Annotated in this window: 15 protein-coding genes; 1 reads left to right on the top strand and 14 read right to left on the bottom strand. The window is 68.8% G+C overall.

Annotated elements, in window-relative coordinates:
• The first annotated feature begins 12 nt into the window (after window positions 1–12).
• Window positions 13–1,392 (top strand): aromatic ring-hydroxylating dioxygenase subunit alpha, encoded by a 1,380-nt coding sequence (locus E1285_RS00225; protein ID WP_132146174.1) that lies wholly within the window; start codon window positions 13–15, stop codon window positions 1,390–1,392.
• Between the two features lie 271 nt (window positions 1,393–1,663).
• On the opposite strand, the gene E1285_RS00220 is transcribed toward E1285_RS00225, so the two are convergent.
• The 14 genes from E1285_RS00220 to E1285_RS00155 all read right to left on the bottom strand — a co-directional run bounded on the left by E1285_RS00220 (window position 1,664) and on the right by E1285_RS00155 (window position 18,775).
• Complete coding sequence (locus E1285_RS00220) at window positions 1,664–3,019, bottom strand: cation:proton antiporter (RefSeq protein WP_132146171.1); 1,356 nt, start codon at window positions 3,017–3,019, stop codon at window positions 1,664–1,666.
• Between the two features lie 153 nt (window positions 3,020–3,172).
• Window positions 3,173–4,654, bottom strand: coding sequence for a hypothetical protein (locus E1285_RS00215; protein WP_165966399.1), 1,482 nt, complete (start codon window positions 4,652–4,654; stop codon window positions 3,173–3,175).
• 40 nt (window positions 4,655–4,694) lie between these two features.
• Entirely contained in the window at window positions 4,695–6,317 is a 1,623-nt protein-coding gene (locus E1285_RS00210) for a glutaredoxin domain-containing protein (protein WP_132146165.1), read from the bottom strand.
• 197 nt (window positions 6,318–6,514) lie between these two features.
• Window positions 6,515–7,915, bottom strand: a complete 1,401-nt coding sequence (locus E1285_RS00205) for an NAD(P)/FAD-dependent oxidoreductase (protein ID WP_243722441.1) — start codon at window positions 7,913–7,915, stop codon at window positions 6,515–6,517.
• 54 nt (window positions 7,916–7,969) lie between these two features.
• Window positions 7,970–9,262, bottom strand: coding sequence for an FAD-dependent monooxygenase (locus tag E1285_RS00200; RefSeq protein ID WP_132146162.1), 1,293 nt, complete (start codon window positions 9,260–9,262; stop codon window positions 7,970–7,972).
• Between the two features lie 122 nt (window positions 9,263–9,384).
• A complete protein-coding gene (locus E1285_RS00195; RefSeq protein WP_132146159.1) occupies window positions 9,385–10,797 on the bottom strand; it encodes a DUF6851 domain-containing protein in 1,413 nt (470 codons plus the stop codon).
• A 60-nt stretch (window positions 10,798–10,857) separates the two neighbouring features.
• On the bottom strand, window positions 10,858–12,489 hold the full coding sequence (locus E1285_RS00190; RefSeq protein WP_132146156.1) for an NAD(P)/FAD-dependent oxidoreductase: 1,632 nt from the start codon (window positions 12,487–12,489) through the stop codon (window positions 10,858–10,860).
• 115 nt (window positions 12,490–12,604) lie between these two features.
• Window positions 12,605–13,240, bottom strand: a complete 636-nt coding sequence (gene phzG / locus E1285_RS00185; RefSeq protein WP_132146153.1) for a phenazine biosynthesis FMN-dependent oxidase PhzG — start codon at window positions 13,238–13,240, stop codon at window positions 12,605–12,607.
• A 17-nt stretch (window positions 13,241–13,257) separates the two neighbouring features.
• Entirely contained in the window at window positions 13,258–14,124 is an 867-nt protein-coding gene (locus tag E1285_RS00180; protein ID WP_132146150.1) for a PhzF family phenazine biosynthesis isomerase, read from the bottom strand.
• Window positions 14,121–16,052 carry an anthranilate synthase family protein gene (locus E1285_RS00175; RefSeq protein ID WP_132146147.1) on the bottom strand — a complete coding sequence of 644 codons (1,932 nt, stop codon included), beginning with the start codon at window positions 16,050–16,052 and terminating at the stop codon, window positions 14,121–14,123. Before E1285_RS00175 ends, E1285_RS00180 begins: the two co-directional genes overlap by 4 nt.
• Window positions 16,049–16,672 carry an isochorismatase family protein gene (locus E1285_RS00170; protein WP_132146144.1) on the bottom strand — a complete coding sequence of 208 codons (624 nt, stop codon included), beginning with the start codon at window positions 16,670–16,672 and terminating at the stop codon, window positions 16,049–16,051. Before E1285_RS00170 ends, E1285_RS00175 begins: the two co-directional genes overlap by 4 nt.
• Window positions 16,650–17,903 (bottom strand): 3-deoxy-7-phosphoheptulonate synthase, encoded by a 1,254-nt coding sequence (locus E1285_RS00165; RefSeq protein ID WP_132146141.1) that lies wholly within the window; start codon window positions 17,901–17,903, stop codon window positions 16,650–16,652. The genes E1285_RS00170 and E1285_RS00165 overlap by 23 nt, the downstream gene beginning before the upstream one ends.
• 82 nt (window positions 17,904–17,985) lie before the next feature.
• Window positions 17,986–18,474 (bottom strand): PhzA/PhzB family protein, encoded by a 489-nt coding sequence (locus tag E1285_RS00160; RefSeq protein WP_132146138.1) that lies wholly within the window; start codon window positions 18,472–18,474, stop codon window positions 17,986–17,988.
• A 115-nt stretch (window positions 18,475–18,589) separates the two neighbouring features.
• Window positions 18,590–18,775: a hypothetical protein gene (locus E1285_RS00155; protein ID WP_132146135.1), complete on the bottom strand. Its 186-nt coding sequence runs from the start codon at window positions 18,773–18,775 to the stop codon at window positions 18,590–18,592.
• Window positions 18,776–18,920 lie beyond the last annotated feature (145 nt).

Below are 18,920 nucleotides of genomic sequence, written 5' to 3'. Positions count from 1 at the left end.
GGAGGTTCGACCATGACCAGCCCCAGCACGGGACCACGTTCCGGGGAGGCTGACGGCGCCCCCCGCGGCGAGCGCTTCTACCAGGGGTTGCTCGACGAGGAGACCCGCCCCGTACCGGCGAGCCTGCGCGCGACGTCCGCCGCTCCGCCGCACGACGCCGCCATCCCGCCCGCCCGCTACTTCGATCCCGAGACCCATCGGCTCGAGGTCGAGCGGGTGTGGAGCCGGGTCTGGCAGATGGCGTGCCGGGAGGAGCAGATCCCGGAGGTCGGCGACTCCGTCGTCTACGACATCGCCGACACCTCGCTGATCGTCGTGCGTACCGCGCCCGGCGAGATCCGCGCGTTCCACAACTCGTGCCTCCACCGGGGCACGCAGCTCCGGAACCGGTCCGGTCACGTCACGCGGCTGCGCTGCCCCTACCACGGGTTCACCTGGAACCTCGACGGAAGTCTCCGCGAGATCCCCTGCGCGTGGGACTTCCCGCAGATCGACCCGGCGACGTTCCGGCTTCCGGAAGCACGGGTCGGCGCGTGGGGCGGGTTCGTGTTCGTGAACACCGATCCGCAGGCCGGGCCACTGGAGGAGTACCTCGAGAACATGCCGTCGCACTTCGCCCAGTGGCCCCTGGAGGACCGGTATCTCACCGGACACGTCGTGCGCGAGATGCCGTGCAACTGGAAGGTGGCGCTCGAAGCGTTCATCGAGGCCTACCACACGATGACGGTGCACCCGCAGCTGCTGCGCACGGCAGCGGACACGCTGACCGAGTACGACGTCTACGGCGCGCATGTCAGCCGCATGATCACGGCCGTCGGCATCAGCAGCGAGCACCTCGATCGCGAGCTCGACGACGTCGAGATCGTCAAGGCCATGCTCGGCTCGCCCGAAGCGGACATCACCCTCGAACCCGGGTCGACGGCCCGGCAGGTGCTGGCGGACCGGGTGCGCGCCTCGCTGCACCGCCGCACCGGCCGCGACTACTCGCACATCACCGACGCCGAAGCGCTCGACGGCATCGAGTACTTCCTCTTCCCGAACTTCATGCCCTGGGGCGGATACCTGACCGCGTTCGCCTACCGCTTCCGTCCGAACGGCAACGATCCCGACTCGTGCGTCATCGACATCATGGTGCTGGAGCCGGTTCCGGAATCCGGCCCCCGCCCGCCCGCCGCGAAGACGAGATACATCGGCCCGGACGAGAGCTGGACCGACGCACCCGAACTCGGTGTTTTCGGCCGGGTGTTCAACCAGGACGGCGCACGATTCGAACGGGTCCAACGCGGCCTGCGCGCCTCCGTGAGGACCAGCGGCACACTGGCGCGCTACCAGGAGAGCCGCATCCGCCACTTCCACGCGACGCTCGAGACCTACCTCGCCCAGACCGACTGAACGATCACCAGACGACCGTGCTCCGGGGCATGGCCATGCCCGAGAGGTCGGCGACGCCGCCACTCGGCCCCCGGCGACCTCGGCCGGAAGCGGCCAATCCACTGAGTGGGACCGCTCGTAGGGGCGAGGCACCGGACACCGAAGACCTCGACCGGCACTGCCGCGAGCAGCCTGACGGCCGGCTGGTGCTCGTGCCTCCGGATGATGCGGACCGAGATCGCCGACCGGCTGTTCCCGGCACGTGGGACGGTCCGCGACGTCCCGCCGACGCTCAGCCGACTCGGCTGCCTTCCTCGGAGGCACCCGCCGCCAGGCCGTGGTCGCGAGGTTCCTTGAGGGGCTCGTTCCGCTGGGCCCGCTCCAGCCGGTCCGGCAGGGCGAGCTTGTAGAGGGGCAGTGCCGCCGCCGTGGTGAGCACGGCCACCAGCACCAGTATGGAGAAGGTCTGCTGGCCGATCATTCCCTGCGCCAGCCCGATGTTGATGAAGATCAGGATCATCAGCCCGCGGGCGTTCATCAGGGCGCCGACCGCGTAGGACTCCCGCCATCCGAATCCGAGCGACCGCATGGCGAGCGAGCAGCCGAAGTACTTGCCGACGAATCCGACCAGCAGGATCGCCAGGAACGCCAGGAACATCGTGCCGCCGCCGAGGCCGTCCAGCCGGGTGTTGAGCCCGGAGAAGGCGAAGAAGATCGGCAGCAGTAGCGTGGAGACCACGTCCATCATCCTGCCGTGCAGCATCCGCCGGAAGGCGGCGTCGCGCGGCATGGCGAGCCCGGCGATGAACCCGCCGAAGACCGAGTAGATGCCGATCCAGTCGGTGAGCCAGCCGGCGGTGAGCGGGACCAGGATCACCAGGTACATGGTGCCGTTGCTGATCTGCCCGGACCGCAGCACGTGCCGGCCGAGGGTGCGCAGCAGCCGGGACACGACGGTCAGCATCAGCACCGCGAACAGGAGCGCCAGCCCGATCGTCCTGGCGGCGCCGCCGCTGCCGGAGTCGATGTGGATCGCGGTCAGGATCGCCAGAATGCACCAGGCCACCGCGTCGTCGACGCCCCCGGCCATCAGCGACAGCTTGCCCAGTGGCGAGTTCTCCAGCCCGCGCTCGTAGAGGATGCGCGCCAGCATCGGGAAGGCGGTGAGCGACAGCGCGCCGCCGAGGAAGGCCGCGAAGAACCACCGGCTGATGCCGGGATCGGACAGCGTGCCCCACAGCAGCAGCCCGGCGCCCATGCCGAGGACCATGACCGGCAGGATCCCGGCGACCGCCACCATCGCCGGCTGATGGAGGGGCTGCCGTGGCCCCGAGCCTCCGTGCTCCATGCCGGCGCCGACCAGGAACATGTACAAGGTGAGCCCGATGGTGCTCAGCACGTACAGGATGGGCGTCACCTCGGGCGGGAAGACCTTCGCCTGGACATCGGGGAAGAGCCAGCCGAACAGGGTCGGGCCGAGCAGGACGCCGGCGACCATCTCACCCAGCACGCGCGGCTGCCAGAGGCGGGTCGCGAGGAGTCCGCACAGGGCTGAGACGATGAGGATGACGATCACGGCCGGGAGGACCTTGAGGGTGAGTTCCAGATTCGGGTCGATTCCGGTCGCCGCCAGGGCGGGGTGGTTCATCGTGTCTCCGCTGGGAGTTCGGGGGGCGTGCGTGCCGTCAGGTGGACGACTCCGCGAATGAGATGCTCGGTAGCAGGACGTAGGGCGTGATCGCGGGCTCGACCCCGGCGAAGCTCTCGGTAGTGAACCGCCCGGCCGCGACCGGCATCCGGGTCAGACCTCCTGCTTCAGCAGATCTCGGCGGATCAGCGTCTGGACTTGGGTCGCGCAGGAGCGGTAAGCCTGGAGCGGCTGTCCGGACGGGTCGGGCACGTCGGCGGCCCGGGAGATGCACATGGTGCGCGCGGCGGCGGCCGGAGCGAGTTCGGCCACCAGGTCGCGCTGCGCGCGGGTCATGCAGTAGATCTTCTTGGTCTGGGCGCACATCTCCGGTGTCAGAGGCCGGGACCGGTGGTCGAGGGGCGCGTCTATGCCCATCTCGACCAGAACCGTCACGGCCTCCGGGGTGATCGGCGTCCCGGGCGCACTCACCGAAACCCCCGCGCTGCCGATCCGCCAGTGCGGTGTGCCGCCGTTCGCGGCGATCTCCGCGCGGGCGATCGCCGCGGCCATGGGCGACCGGCTGGTGTTGCCGCCGCAGACGAACAGGATCTGGTTCGGCGCCTTCGCCGGCGCTCCGGACCTCCGTGCGAGGCGTGCCTTGATGGTGTCCCAGCTCAGGACGAACGCCGCGGCGACCACCATGAGCGCGGTCAGATACTGCGCGGCGCTGGGCAGCGGCGCGTCGAAGGCGCCGTTCAGAACGAAGGAGGCGGTGATTCCGGCCAGCAGGCTGGCGCAGACATGGACCGGCACGCCGAAGGTGTACTCCCGCCGGTTGATGAAGATGAGGCTGGTCATGATGAACAGGCCTTCGTAGCACACGCCGATCAGCAGCGCGGGGAACACCGCCGGCGTGAGGAGGAACGACGTGAAACCCGTTCGCAGCTCGTGCATCCACGTTCCCTGGCCGATGACCGCCGGTACGGCGACGATCAGGAGCAGGACGAGCGGCGTGGTCATGTGCTCTTCGATGAAGTACCGGCGGTCGCGCAGCAGATCGCCGGTCTTGGCCCACGTGCTCATGATGCGGAACCGCTGGTAGTAGGCGAGGGCGTAGCAGCCGAGGCTCAGCAGTGCGCCGATCGTGAGGGTGTAGTTGTCGATGTCGGCCAGCGCGATGACCGCCGACACCATGCACAGCGCCAGGGCCGCCGCCGAATACCAGTGGATCTTTCGCCGCCGCATCAGATCCACGACCGGTGCGGTCATCAGGGTGGTGATGCGCATGAGCACGAGCATGAACACGATCGACGCGCCCGGGAACGTGAAGTTGAGCGTCGTCGTGCCGACGATCAGGGCCATCCAGAACGCGGACTGGGCGGTGTGGCCGGACGGGAAGGGCACCGAACGGCCCGCGATCTCACGCCGGCCCGAATACCGCAGCCAGCCCCCGAAGTACACGAAGATCGGCATGGCCAGAACCTGGCCCATAACGGCCGCCGGAAGCAGTACGAGACCGCCGACCGGTTCGTCGATCCCGGGCAGGAGGGCTCCGGAGATGGATTTGCCCAGGGCACTGTACGGCGTGTACCACAGGAAATATCCGATGCCGAGCCCGAGCATGCCGAGGCTCAGCGTTCTTTTCTTGTCCATTGAACCTTCTCGAGGGGCGGAGGTCACCGGTTGTCGCGGATCAGCGCGCGGCCGGGTACCGGACGGCGAGCAGATCGGCATCGAGCCCGTGGTCGGCGAGGAACGTCCGGACCTCCGGCTCGATGTCCGGCCGCACCACGGCGACGAAGCGCTGGACGAGGGACGCGACGGCGCAGCAGACGATGAGCTCGGTGATGGCCCGCTCGTCGTACTGCTCGATGAGCGGTTCGACGAAGCGCCGCGGGGTGACCATCGGGCTCTGCGCCGACAGCCACGCCAGGCGCAGCGCGCTCTGCTCCTTCGCGTCGAACGGCTCCATCGACTCCGGGTCGCCGATCGCCGCCCGGTAGGCGTGCCGTACCCGCGCCGCGGCCCGGTCGGGGGCCTCGGCGAGGTGAGCGGCGATGAGGCCCTCGATCGCGGCGAGGTAGGTGTGGCCGCGGGAGACGGCCGCCACCCTGGCCATCAGGTGTTTCAGCTCTCCGCTGATCACCGCGTCCCAGCCGCCGCTCATCAGCGTGACGTACATGTGGGCGTGCAGCGATCTGGTCGCCTCCGGCCAGGCCGCCATCCAGGCCGGCATCAGCCCGAGGTGTTCGGTGGTGTACGCCGTGACATCGCCGACGGCCGTTGCGAACCTGCCGAGCATCTCCTCGGCCTGCGGCCCGCCCTCGGGCACGCCGTGCGCGAGGTTGTCGGGGTTCTCGTCCTCGATGCCGTGCCGTCCGGGGTCGATGCCCTTCGACTTCGCCACCACGGCCCAGTCGCCCTCGATGGCGACCCCCGCGAGATCGTTGAAGACGTTGAAGAACCCCATTGACGCGCCGATCTGAATGACGGCCTCAAGGGCCTCCTCAGGGTCCACCGCTTTCGTGCGCCCCCGGTCCGCCGTATCGCGCACCGCGTCGATGGCCTTGTCCGTGACGGCGTTTCTGGTGGCCTGCGCGGCGAGGTCCACGACCGCGACCTCGAACGGGCCGAACGGGTTGTCCGGACCGGTGTCGCCTCGGCGGGCGGCTTTCAGCGCGTCGACGTCGACGTCGAGGCCTTTGAACATGGTGATGCTGTGCGTCATGCAGTAGGTGCAGCCCTGCGCCGCGGACGAGCCGTAGCCGATGATCGACACCACCGGCGTGCCGACGGTCCCGGCGGCCTTCTGCAGTGAGGCGATGTTCTGGCAGTAGACGAACAGCTTGTAGGCAGTGGGCCAGCGGTACAGATAGGCCAGCGTGTTAGGCCAGAAGCCGAAGATCTTGTGGTAGAAGCGCAGGATCGGCCAGGACTCCGGATCGGAGTCGTGGGTTCCGTCGGTACGGGACAGATGGTCGACCAGAGGCAGGTCTTCGGCGCCCCTGGCGAGTTCCTCGTCGGACACCGACCCGATCGGCAGCGCACCGTGCGCGGATTCGACGACCTCGCGAAGCCTGCCGGCCTTCGCCAGCCCGCTCAGGTCGTCCGGCCCGTCGATCCACTGCCCGCCGGCGAAGACCTGCGGCAGGGTGGACCGTCCCGAGTAGTACACGGCCGAATCGGCGAGCCGGGGCGCGCTCGAGGTGTCCAGTTCCTCATAGGGGATTCCGGCCGTGTCGAGAACGCGCTTGGAGTTCTTGCAGAGTACACAGGCCGGTTTGGTGAAGATCTGGACCGTTGATGTCTCGGTCATCGGTGCTCCGCTCAGAAGTCGGTGGGCGAGGGGTCGACGAGAACGGCGCGTCCCTGAGCGGCGGCTCAGGAACGCGCCGGTACTCGCGTTCGTAGATCAGGGCGCTGGTGACACTGGTCGTGGACCGATCGCGGGGATCGGGTCAGGTGGGGCAGGACGGACCGGACCAGGCGGGCGGCCGGACGGCCTCCGGCTCGTCAGCTCGCCCGCAGCAGCGTCAGCTTCGGCTCGATCGCCAGGTAGAGGCCGGCCAGGGAACGGCCGGGCGCGTCCGGCGGCTGGAGCATGTTGACGTTGTGGTTGGCCAGCGGGTTGCCGCCCTCGGCGCCGGGCCCGACGAGCTCCTTGGCGACGGCGTCGTAGGCGCGCTCCTGGTCCATGGCGTCGGCCAGGTCCTCGACACCGGCCGTGATGTGGAGGAACGCCTCGTGCAGCTTGAGGTTGCCCTTCTCGCGCCGGCTCAGCCGCTGGGCGTTGTAGAAGTGGTCGTCGCGGCCGCGGTAGGCCTCGTAGAACACCGAGACCAGGACGAGAAGGCGCTCGTACGACGTCCGGTACGCCTGCTCGTAGAAGCTCGTCGCGTCCTGCTCGTCGATCCCGTCGCGCATTATCGAGGACAGCGTCGCGGCCGACAGCATCGCGCTGTACATCGCGAGGTGGACGCCGGTGGAAAGCAGCGGGTCCAGGAAGCAGGCCGCGTCGCCGGCCAGCAGGTATCCCGGGCCCGCGAACCGGTCGGTGACGTAGGAGTAGTCCGTCTCCGCCTTGATCTCGCTGCTCAGTTCGGCGCCCGAGACCAGGTTCGAGATCAGCGGGTTCTCGGCGAGGTGGCCGAGGTAGATCTCCTTCAGGTCCGCCTGCCCCGCCTGCTGCTTGCGCAGGTGCTCCTTGGTGAGGACCGTTCCCACGCTCACGGTCCCGTCGTGGAGCGGGATCTGCCACAACCAGCCGTGCGGGATGGAGCAGACGCCGATGCCGTTCTCCGGCCCGCGTCCGAACGGCTTGGTGTTCTTCCAGTACCCCCACACGGCGACGTTCTTGAACACGTCGTGGTGGCGGCGGCTGTTGTGGTGCTTGGTGGCCAGCAGTCCGGCCCGGCCGGACGCGTCGATGACGTAGTCGAAGTCGACGACCCCCTCGGCCGCCTCTTCGCCCTTGGCGCCGGCGCGCTCCCATGTCGCGTTCACCGCGCGGTCGCCCTGGAAACCGATCTTACGGACGGCCACGCCCTCGTGGGCCTCGACGCCCTCGCTGCGGGCGTGCTCAAGGAGCAGCTGGTCGAAGTCGGAGCGGCGGACCTGCCAGCTGTACTCGGTGCCGAAGATCTCGCTGAACCGCAGCTCCCAGTTCTCCTCGCCCCAGGCGTAGTAGGCGCCGCCCTTGCGCTTGAACCCGAACGCCTCGACCTTCTCCCGCGCACCCACCAGATCGAGGATCGGCAGGCACGAGGGCAGCAGGGACTCGCCGATGTGGTAGCGCGGGAAGTGGTCGCGCTCCAGCAGCATCACCTTGAATCCCTGGCGGGCCAGCAGCGTCGCGGCGGTTGAGCCCGCGGGCCCGCCGCCGATCACGAGAACCTGGACGGACTTGCGCACCATGCCGATCCTCCTCCTTCGTGTTTCGTGGCATGCGATCCTGACGGACCGCGCTGGTCATCCCCGCGGGTTCGCGCCGCCGGGATGTATGGGGTGGGCGACGTGCCCGGTGCCGGTGTCGACGACGTCGCGGTAGCTCGTGGTCACCGATTCCAGATGGGCGGCCTTGGTCGCGTCGTCGGCGCCGGCCCTGGCCGCGAGGGCGCGTTCGGCGGTGTCCATGTCCCGGTTGGCCTGGGTGATCGCGGTCGTGGCGGGACGGCGGACGCCTTCGTAGCGGTCCAGTGCGGCGGCCACGTCGTCGCCGCGTGCGAGCTCGGCGGCGAGGGCGACCGCGTCGAGGACGGCCTGTGACGCACCGTTGGCGCCGATCGGGTACATCAGATGGGCGGCGTCGCCGAGCAGCGTGACCCGGCCGTCCCCCCAGCCGGCCAGCGGATCGCGGTCGACCATGGGGTACCGCAGGATCCGGCTGCTGCGGGCGAGCACCTCGGGGACGTTCAGCCAGCCGAAGTCCCAGGCCGCGAAGTGCGGCAGCACGTCCTCGAGGCGGCCGGCGCCGGCCCAGCCGGAATCGGCGGACGCGCCCGTCGCGGCCGCGGGGACCATGCACACCCAGTTGAGGAGGGCCCTGCCCTGCCGGGCGTGACGTGCCGAGCACGGGTAGGCGATCATCCGGGCCCCGTGCTCGTCGTTGCCCAGGATCATGGTGCGACCGTCGAGGAACCCGTCCAGTTCGGTCAGTCCGCGCCACATGTGAATCCGCGCCGAGGACACCGCGGTGCGGTCGGGGTGGAGCTGGCTCAGGACCGCGGAGTTCCTTCCGTCCGCACCGATCAGCGCCGTGCCCTCGATCGAGATGGAGGGACCGCCGCGTTCGTCCCGGCCGTTCTCGTCCCGGCCGTTCTCGACCTGGACCTGGACGCCGCCGGGCGTCTGCGTGAAGCCGGTCACCCGGGATCCGGCGCGGACCGCGTCCGGACCGAGCCGGTCGCGGACCGCCGCCAGCAGCATCATCTGCAGTTCGCCGCGATGGAGCGAGTACTGCGGGCACCGATGGCCGGCGGCGAGGCCCCGCGGTTCGGTCCACAGCGTGGTGCCGGTGCGGTCGAGGTAGCGGTGCTCCCGGGTGGCGACGCCGATCGCCGCCAGAGCCTCCCCGAGGCCGAGCGAGGTCAGTTCGGCGATGGCGGCGGGCTGGATGTTGATCCCCACCCCGATCGGGCGGATCTCACGGGCGTTCTCCAGCACCGTCGCCTCGATCCCGTGGGCGTGCAGCGCGAGCGCCGCGGTCAGCCCGCCGATCCCGGCACCGGCGATCAGGACGTGAGCGTTCTCGGAGGTGGACATGACTGCTGCTGCGCTCCCTGATCGTCACCTGCGGACGAGGCGAGTTCGGCGGGTGAAACCGCAGGCCGCGGCACGGCTGGAGGCAGCCGTGCCGCGGCCTCCGGGGCGGCTCCGGCGCGCTTCTACGGCTCGAGATGTTCCTGCATGAACTCGTAGGCGCGTGTGCCGATCTGCGTGGAGAAATCGGAGACGTTGCTGATCGCGGAGCGGAAGTGCACGCCGCCCCAGTGCCTGCTCATGCCGCAGTCCTGGGAGAGTTCCGTCCACGTGTTCCAGGTGAAGGTCATGTCCTCATGGGGCGTGAGCCCCGGCTCGACCACCGACGACCCGGCCTTCACGTGGATCTCGGAATTGATCTCGTCGCCGCCGAGCAGGAGGCGGGCCGCCTGGGTGTAGGCGCCGCAGAGCGAGGTCGAGACCGACGGGTATTCCGAGTGGTCGGGGGTGGTCAGGTAGCTCTGCCACTCGTTGCCGGTGATGTCGTGGACGGTGCCCCGGCCCGGGCCGCCCCACGCGGTCACGGGCTTGTCCCCGTACAGGTAGCGGATCGCGCTGTACGGCCGTACCGAGTCGTAGAGGTTCTTGTAGTGCCAGTCCACGATGGCCGCGTCGAAGATGGCGACTTCGACGGTCGCGAGGTACTGGACGAACTCGCCGACCTCCATCGGCTTGGTCCTCAGCGCGGTCGTTCCCGCGATGACCCCGAGGGTGAAGAACTTGTCGTTGAACAGCTCCGCCAGCACCTTGTGCCGGTCGGTGAGCCCTGCCGACGCTTCCAGGACCTCGTCGGCCTGGCGCCGGTACGCCTCGATGTTGCGGACATCGCTGTTGACCGGCGGGTCGAGGTCGAACTTGGCCGGATCCGAGAAGGTGAACGGCGTGGCGAGGCGCATCTGCGGGGTCACCGCCGACTGGACGGTGAAGACGCCGTTTCCGTACGGGTTGAGGTTGGGCTGCCAGCGTGACGGGTCGTGCAGTTCGTACGCCGTGTTGACGGGCTTGTAACCGGTGTAGTCCCTGAACGGCTGCGGGTGGTACCTGCGGCCGCCCTCGTTTCCCAGCCGGTTGAGCCCGTCGTTCTCGCGGGCCTCGATCATTCCCCTGGCGGCGAGGTTGCCGATGCCCGTCGCCGTCTCCTTGTCCTCGGAATCGTCGTCCGGGTTGAGGCCGACCGACTCCATCATCTTGCGCCAGTCACCCCTGCCATGGGGAAGGCGGTCGTTGAGGATGCGGTAGGAGGCGTAGAGGATGGCGACGTTCTTGTTCCGGTTGTTGGCCTCGATCTTCGGCCGGTGGCCGAGGTCGGAGTAGATGCCCACCGCCGGGTAGTAGTACGGCGCGACCGCATCGAACCAGGTGACCTCCAGGGCCATGGTGAAGTCGGCGACCAGTGATGCGTCGCTTCCCGACTCGGAGATTCCCATGCGGGATTCGGCCTGGAGGGCAGGGAAGATCACTTCGAGCGCCGCGTTTCCGTGCTCGAAGTCGAACTTCCCGGTATCGGGCCGGAAGTACCGATCGCTGTAGTCAGCCATGTCCGATCTCCTTGTCCTGTGCTGGTGGGTGTTCTTCGGCTTGCGGAACGGTCCTGCTCGTCATGCCGTCGGCTGCTCTTCCCGCTGCATCGGAGCGCCGAGGACGAAACCGTCGTAACCGGCGCCGGCGACCTCCCCGAGTTTCTGGCGGTACGCGGCGAGCCCCGCGACGTAGAACAGGAGCCTCTTCTTCTTCCCGGGGATGTTGCCGCCGTTGATGAAGGAATCGACCTTCGAGAAGAGGCTGTGTTCGGCGATCTCGTCGCAGGTCGAGGTCCAGGTCCGCTCGGCGTCCTCGGTGGCCTCGATGCACGGCTTGTCGCCGTCGATCGCCGTCTTGATCAAACTGGTGATCCAGTCGACCTGGGTTTCGATTCCCGGCGGCAGGTTGCTGAAGACGGTCCCCGGCCCGAAGACCATGAACATGTTCGGGAACCTGTTGCAGGCGATGCCCAGGTAGCTGCCGGCGCCGTCCTTCCAGTGGTCCCGCAGGGCGACGCCGCCGCGGCCGCGGATCTCCATCTTCTTGTAGGTGCCGTCGAACGCGTCGAACCCGGTCGCGAAGACCAGGACGTCGAGGTCGTGTTCGGCGCCGTCCTCAGTGACCACACCGTTGGGCGTGATCTCCCTGATCGGGTTCTCCTTGAGGCTGACCAGGGCGACGTTGTCCCGGTTGAAGCTCTCGTAGTAGTCCTCGTTGCTGATCGGCCGCCTCGCGTAGTAGCCGGTCGGCATCAGCTTCCGCGCGGTCTCCGGGTCCTTGACGATCTCCCTGACCTTCGACCGGATGAACTCGGCCGCGGCCTCGTTGGCGGCCGGGTCACGGGCGATGTCCGAGAACGTCTCGAGCATGAAGCGGAAGGCGTTGCCCTTGTCCCAGGCCTTCTGGAAGATGCGCCGGCGCTCCTCCGCGGAGACGCTCATCGCGGGCACCTGGCTTTCCTGGAACCCGGCTCCGACGTAGGAGATCCAGACCCCGTCCCAGATCTTCTGGTGGTTGGCCCGGTACTCCGCCCTCTCCTCCGCGCTGATCGGGCGGTTGCCGTTCGGCACGCAGTACTGCGCCGTCCGCTGGAAGACCGTCAGATGGCCGGCCGTCTTCGAGGCCGCGCAGATGAACTGGGTCCCCGTCGAGCCGGTGCCGACGATGCCGACGCGCTTGCCGTCGATCCTGAGGTCCGCGGGCCAGGTGGCGGTGTGGACCATGCGTCCCTGGAAGCTGTCGCGGCCCTTGATGTCGGGGTAGTACTCCATCGACAGGGGCCCCAGGGCGCTGACGACGTAGCGTGCGGTGAGCGTCTCGCCCTCGGCGGTGCTGACGGTCCACACCGCCGTGGCCTCGTCGAATGACATGCCGTCGATGCCCGTGTCGAGTTGGATGTCCTTGCGCAGGTCGAATTTGTCGACCACCGACTCGAGGTAGGCCTGCATGTCGGCCTGGTCGATGTAGCGGTTGTTCCCGATCGGCTCACCGAGCGTCTCCTTGTCGAAGGAGAACCGGTAGACGAGGCCCTCGCTGTCGGACTTGGCGCCCGGGTAGCGGTTCCACCACCAGGTGCCGCCGATACCGCCGGCCCTGTCGAACGCCCGGACGCGAAGGCCGAGTTCGTTGCGGAGTTTGTGGAGTGCGTAGATGCCGCCCATTCCGGCGCCGATGACGATGGCGTCGAATTCGGGGGGGTTGTCCGCCATAGGGCAACTCCTCTCTGTGCTGGACTTGATACGGGCAACGGACCCGGGCGCGCCGAACCGGCGATCGCGCGGATCGCGGTGCTGCTGGGGATGTGAAACGGCGGGCGGGCCTCGGCTAAGGCTGCAACCTGATGCTCCGCCAAGTCGCCTGGGCCCTGTCGTAGCGCAGTCTCCGGTGCAGCCTTCCGGAGGCGGCGGACCAGAACTCGACGACGGCCGGCTCCAGGCGGTAGCCGGCGAACCGCTCCGGCCGGGGGAGCGGGCCGCCGCGCATGGACAGCCGGTCGGCCTCCGCGCGGAGCACGGAGACATCGTCGAGCGGGTCGCTCTGCCACGACGCGGTCGTCATGGCGTGCAGCGGCGCCGGCCGGGCGGCCCAGAGCCGGTCCGCCTCGGCCGCGCTCAGCAGGGTCACCGGACCCGACACGATCAGCTGGCGAGCGACCTCGCGCCAGTACAGCAGCCCGGAGGCCCACCCGGTCTGCGCGATCTCCCGGCCCTTCTGGCTGGTGCTGTGGCTGGTGAAGACCAGGCCCTCACCGGCGACCTCGACGACCGTCACGGTCCGGTTGGAGGCGCGGCCGCGGTCGTCGGCCGTGGCGAGCGCGAGAGCCAGCGGCTCGCGCACCTTCCCCTCGACCGCCGCCGAGATCCAGTTCCGGACCAGTGCCATCGGCTCGGGCGGCGGGTCGGCGTACTCCGGGAAGGACGCGTCGAGTGCGCCGGTCAGGCTTTCGTAGGTCCGGCTCATCCTGCCTCCGTCGGTGCTCAGGCGTAGATCAGTCCACGGGCGATCGGGACGCCCGATCCGGCGACCCGTACCTTCGTGACGCGGCCATCGGTGCAGTCCGCCCGGCCGCGCATGAGCGACGGCCGGCCCATCTCGACTCCCTGCCGGATGCCGATCCACTGCCCGAAGGCGATGCGTCCGTGGCGGGCGAGATGGATGGCCAGGGGCCCCGCCGCGGACCCTGTGGCCGCGTCCTCGGTCACCCCGTAGGCCGGTGAGAACATGCGGATGCGCCAGTCCGCGCCGGCGCCGGCGAAACAGTTCGTCGCCATATCCGGGAACGCGGCCAGGGCACGGTGGTCGGGATCGACCCGGGAAAGCGAGGCCAGGCTGTCCAGCCCCACGAACACGTGCCGGGGACCGTTGGAGTAGATCTCCACCGGCGTTTCCGGGACCGGGACGCCCAGCGCCGCCAGCAACTCGTCGGCGCGGTCGAACGCCTGCCAGGTCGGTACCGGCTGGGCCATCTGGGCGGCGACGACCGTCCCGTCGACACGTTCGAGCTCGAACGGGATGGCGCCCATCGCCGTCTCCAGCACGAGCCGGTCTCCCTTGACCGACTCACCGAGCGCGACCGCGGTGCCGAGCAGCGGATGCCCCGCGAACGGCAGTTCGTTGACCGGCGTGAAGATGCGGACGCGCGCGTCACCGCCCCGCTCCGGCGGGAGGACGAACGTGACCTCCGAGAGGTTCATCTCCCTGGCGATGCGCTGCATGCGGTCCGTGCCGAGGTCCTCGGCGTCGAAGAAGACCGCGACCGGGTTGCCCTCAAGCGGCGTGTCGGTGAAAGCGTCGATCACCGTGTAGGGGTGCGTCCCGCCGCGCCCTCCGTGATCGGTCATCATGTGACCAGCGCCGTTCTGATCAGCGAACCGAGTATGTGCGGGCCGTTCTGCGTGAGCACGGACTCGGCGTGGAACTGGAGGGAGGCGAATCGCGGACCGCGCAGCGCGTGCACGTCGCCCGTCTCCGGATCGCGGCAGATCTCCACCCCGCCCACCCCGTCCATCTCGGCGCCGTCCCGCGCCGACGAGGCCACGAACGTGTTGTAGAAACCCACCTTCTCCCGGCGCCCGAACAGGTCGATCTCCAACTGGAGGCCCTGGTTCGGCGTCTCCCTGCGCCGCACGTCGAACCCGAGCCTCATGCAGAGGACCTGATGGCTCAGGCAGACGGCGAGGAACGGGCGGCGTGCGGCCAGCAGCGCCCCCGCGGCCGACGACAGCCGGCCGATCTTGTCGAGGTGCGGGTCGCCGGGATCACCCGGTCCCGGCCCGAGCACGACGAAGTCGTAGTCCCCGAACGGAGGGATCTCGTCGTGACGGCGCACGGTCACCCGCATGTCCAGGCTGCGCAGCTGGTGCTCCAGCATCGAGGTGAAGGTGTCCTCGGCGTCCACGATCAGCGTCCTGCACCCCGCCAGTTCCGGTAGGGCCGGCGCTCGCGCGGCGCCATCGCCCAGCCAGAAGCCGGCGATGGTCGTGTTGCGGTGCGCCAGCGCGTCCCGTACACGGGGATGCGACGCCAGCTTGGACGAGGTGGCGCCCCGCAGCGCGGCGAGTATCCCGGCCACTTTGGCGCGGGTCTCGGCGACCTCCGACGCCGGATCGGAGTGGCGGACGAGCGTGTTGCCGACACCGATGCGCACCCGGCCGCCGCTGTCGATATCGGCGGTACGGATGAGGATGGCGGAGTCGAGTGTCCGGCCACCGGAACCGTCACGGCCGATGCAGGCGACGATCCCGCTGTAGTAGGCGCGGCCCATCGGCTCGTGCCGCCTGATGACGCGGCAGGCGTTCTCGATCGGGCTGCCGGTGACGGTCGGCGCGAACATGGTCTGCCGGAGGATGTCGCGTACATCGCGCCTGCTTCTGCCCTCGATGACGTACTCGGTGTGGGCCAGCCGCGCCATCTCCTTCAGCCGCGGACCCACCACCCTGACGCCCGGCTCGCAGATCCGCGTCATCATCTTGAGCTCCTCGTCCACCACCATGAGGAGCTCCTCGGACTCCTTCCGGTCGGCGAGGAAGTCCATGACATCGGGCAACGTGGGGCCGGACGCCGGGTAGCGGTAGGTGCCGCTGATGGGGTTCATGGTGGCGACGCCGTCGTTCAGCGTGACGTGCCGCTCTGGCGTGGCGCCCACGAACGTCCGTTCGCCGGTGTGGACGATGAAGGTCCAGTACGTCCCCGACTCGACCAGGAGCAGCCGCCGGAAGAACGCCAGCGCGCTGTGCGGCGTGTAACCGTCGATGTCGGTGTCGAAGAACCGTTTGATGACGAAGTTGGCGCCCTCGCCCTCGCCGATCGCCTCCTTGACCACCCTGCGGACGTTCTCGGCGTAGGCGTCGTCCACCACGTCGAAGTGCCCGTCGTGCACGGCGATGGGCAGGTCGGGGATCCGGGCGAGGGCCTCGGTGATCGGTACCGTCTGATGCCCGGTCACGGTGAGCGTGATCAGCGGAGAGCCGTCGTCCGCGCATGCGAAGCCGCGTTCACGGATCTGCCGGTACGGAACGAGCGCGAGCATGTCGGGGCGGGCGGCCGGCTCAGGTGCGCGGGCCACCGGCTCCGGCGGGACCTGGCCGGGGTCGGGGAGCGCGATATCCGCCAGAGTCGCCACGTGCGAGACGTCTCCGACGATCACGTCCAGCGACCCCGGCCCGGTCGTCTCGGGGCGGTGCAGCAAGGCGAAGGCGGGAGCCCGGAGGTCCAGAATCGTGTCGAGTAGGTCGTCCCCGCCCGAACGTGCCGCACCGCCCGGACCGGTCACAAGAACACCTCCTTCGCGCTGATCACCGCCGCGCAGGACGAGGCGACGTACCGGAGTGCCATGTGGTGGTGATCGGCGCTGAAGTCGGCGACGGCGTCGCCCACCACGAACGTCTGAAGATCGTTGCTGTACGCCTCGACCGCCGTGATCAGCACCCCGAGGTGCGCGTACACCCCGCAGATGATCAGCTGGTCGCGCCCGCTCAACCGGATGCGCTCCAGCAGGTCACAGCCGAAGAACGCGCTGTAGCGCCGCTTGAAGAACATCCAGTCGCCGACTTCCGGGTACAGCTCGTCGGTCACGAGGCGGTCGTCGGGGGTCCTGCTCATGCCCGGCCCCCAGAAGTCCCTGAGCAGGCCTCGTTCCTCTTCGCTCATGTCGCCGGGCTGGGTCGAGTAGGCGATCTGGACGCCGAGTGCCGTGGCCCGCTCGCGCAGCAGCGAGATGGTCCGGACGAGTTCGTCCCGCGTCGGAGCGGGGAGAGGCCTGAGGAAGAAGCGCTGCATGTCGTGGATGAGCAGAACCGTACGTTCGGGGTTCGGCGTCCACGTGGCGATGTTGTCGGGCAGATCACCCACACCGGGGATCGGGTAGGTCTCAATAGGGGGTATGCCGGGCATCGCGCGCCCCTTCCTGTTCGATCGGTGAGTGTCGGTTCCCCCAGGCCGAGATGACCGCGACCGCTTGCCAGAGGGTGAGCCGCGGATCGCAGAAGGTCCGGTACCGGGCCCCGACCTGGGCGAAGCCGCTCTCGTCGATGACGCACTCGGTGACGTCGTCGGGGGTGGTCTCGAGATGGAGTCCGCCCGCGACCCCGCCGGCGACCTGGACCGCGGGGACGAAGTCCGTGACCTCCCGCATGAGCGTCTTCACCAGGCGTGTCTTCTGCCCCTCCGGTGTGGCGACCGTGTTGGCGTGCATCGGGTCGCACAGCCAGATGACCGGATGCCCGGCGGCGGCCACGGATTCGACGAGCGGCATCAGCCGGTAGGCCGTGAAGTCGGCGCCCATCCGGCTGATCAGGGTCAGCCTGCCCGGCTCGCGGTCCGGATCGAGCCGTTCGCACAGGGCGAGCAACTCGTCCTTCGTCGTCCTCGGACCCACTTTGCACGCCACTGGATTGGCGACCTCGCCGAGCAGGGCGACATGGGCGCCGTCCACCTGCCGGGTACGCTCGCCGACCCATGGCCAGTGCGTAGAGCCCAGAATGAGCGCAGCCGTCTCGTCCTGGCGAACCAGGGGGACCTCGTAGTCGAGGAGCAGCGCCTCGTGACTGGTCCAGATGGGCGGGTCGCTCTGCGGGAGGCTCCGCTCGCCGCGCCAGCCCAGGTACTCCATGATCTCGCTCGCCGCCATGTACCCGGTGAGGAGGCGCAGCGGGTCGGGCTCCCGGCACTCGGGCGTCGGAGCCGGGTCGTTGACCAGATGCCCCCGGAATGCCGGGAGGGTGCGATCACCGACCTGCTCGGTCGGGCTGCTGCGGGGCTTGGCGAACTGACCGCCGATGCGCCCGGCCCGGAGCACCGGCTTGCCGGTGATGACGGTCAGCGCGTTGCCCAGCGTGTGCAGCGCGGCGATCTTCCTCTGGAGGGCCTCCGGCAGGCACTCGTCCGGATCTTCGGCGCAGTCCCCGGCCTGGACGACCAGGGCACCTCCCTCCGCGACCTCCGCGAGGAGCGAACGCAGCCTCAGCACATCTCTCGCCCGGACGAGCATGGGGCGGGACGCCAGCAGATCACGCATGCGCCGGACCTGCGGTGGATCGCTCCAGCCGGGCTGCTGCCGGGCGGCCCGTGATTGTAGTTGCAGGTGCAGATTGCGAATCTCGTGTGCGGACTTGGCCTTGTCCATCCGGTCTCCACCCGTGGAGGATGCGCTTGTGCCGGCTTCCTGACGCCGTCCCGGGCTGTGGACTCCGGGGAGTGCTGTCCGACTAGGTCGGGATTCCTTCGCGCTTGACCTGGGGAACAGCGATTCCCAGGGCCCGTAGCTGCTCGAAGGGGTTCATGAACTCCCGCTGCTGCTTGATCTTTCCGTCCTCGAAACGGAATGAGTGCAGGAAATGGTTGGTGTAGTGACCTTCGGGGTAGCCGGGGAACCGGATGGCCCCCTCCCCGTCGCACTCGACCCAGAAGAAGTTCGGGTCCTGGGTCTCGAATACCTCGATGTTGATCCAGGCCCAGTCGGGGAAGCACTTCAGGGACCAGATCGCGTGCTCGGCGAGGCGGTCGCGGCCGGAAATGACGATGGGCCGCCCGGTGTCGTTGGTCCAGAGACCGCCGACGCCGTCCTCGGTGAAGAGCAGGTGCCGCCGGAGGCGGTCCTGGCCCCTCGTGTTCATGTACTTCTCGACGGTCGCGCGGTTCTGCCGCCGAAGGTCGGCTTCCTTGCCGTCACCGAGGAATTGCTTCTTTTCGGGCATGATGGTTCCTCCGACCATTGTCGTCGCGCAGGGGGCTGTATCGGCGGGTTCGGACGGGAGACGGCGGCGCGTGCCGGACGTCTACGCATGTGCGGCATCTACACATGTGGAGCGTCTACGCAGGTGAAACCTGGTATGGCCGGGTGCCGACGTCGCCGGGCCGTTTCACCCGGTTGAAGATGCGGAGGCCTTGCCCGTCCCCGACGGGCTTGCCGGCCAGATTGGAATACAGCGGCCGCGTGGCGCACAGCCAGTGATCATGCGCCGCGTCAGTGATCCCGAGATCCAGCGACGCGTTCAACCGACATAGGGACCGCTCGCATGATCGACCGCGTTGAGCTCACGAGGAGCTGATACCGCGGGGGGCCCTCATTGGCGACTTGGCCTCTGCGAGCGATTTCAGGCACACTTCTGCCGCTCCTCGAAGCGTGACACTTTGATGGGCC

The sequence above is a fragment of the Actinomadura sp. 7K507 genome (assembly GCF_004348425.1).
Lineage (GTDB): Bacteria > Actinomycetota > Actinomycetes > Streptosporangiales > Streptosporangiaceae > Spirillospora.
The sequence above is the reverse complement of the archived record's forward strand: the minus strand, read 5'-3'. Positions and strand labels throughout refer to the sequence as shown.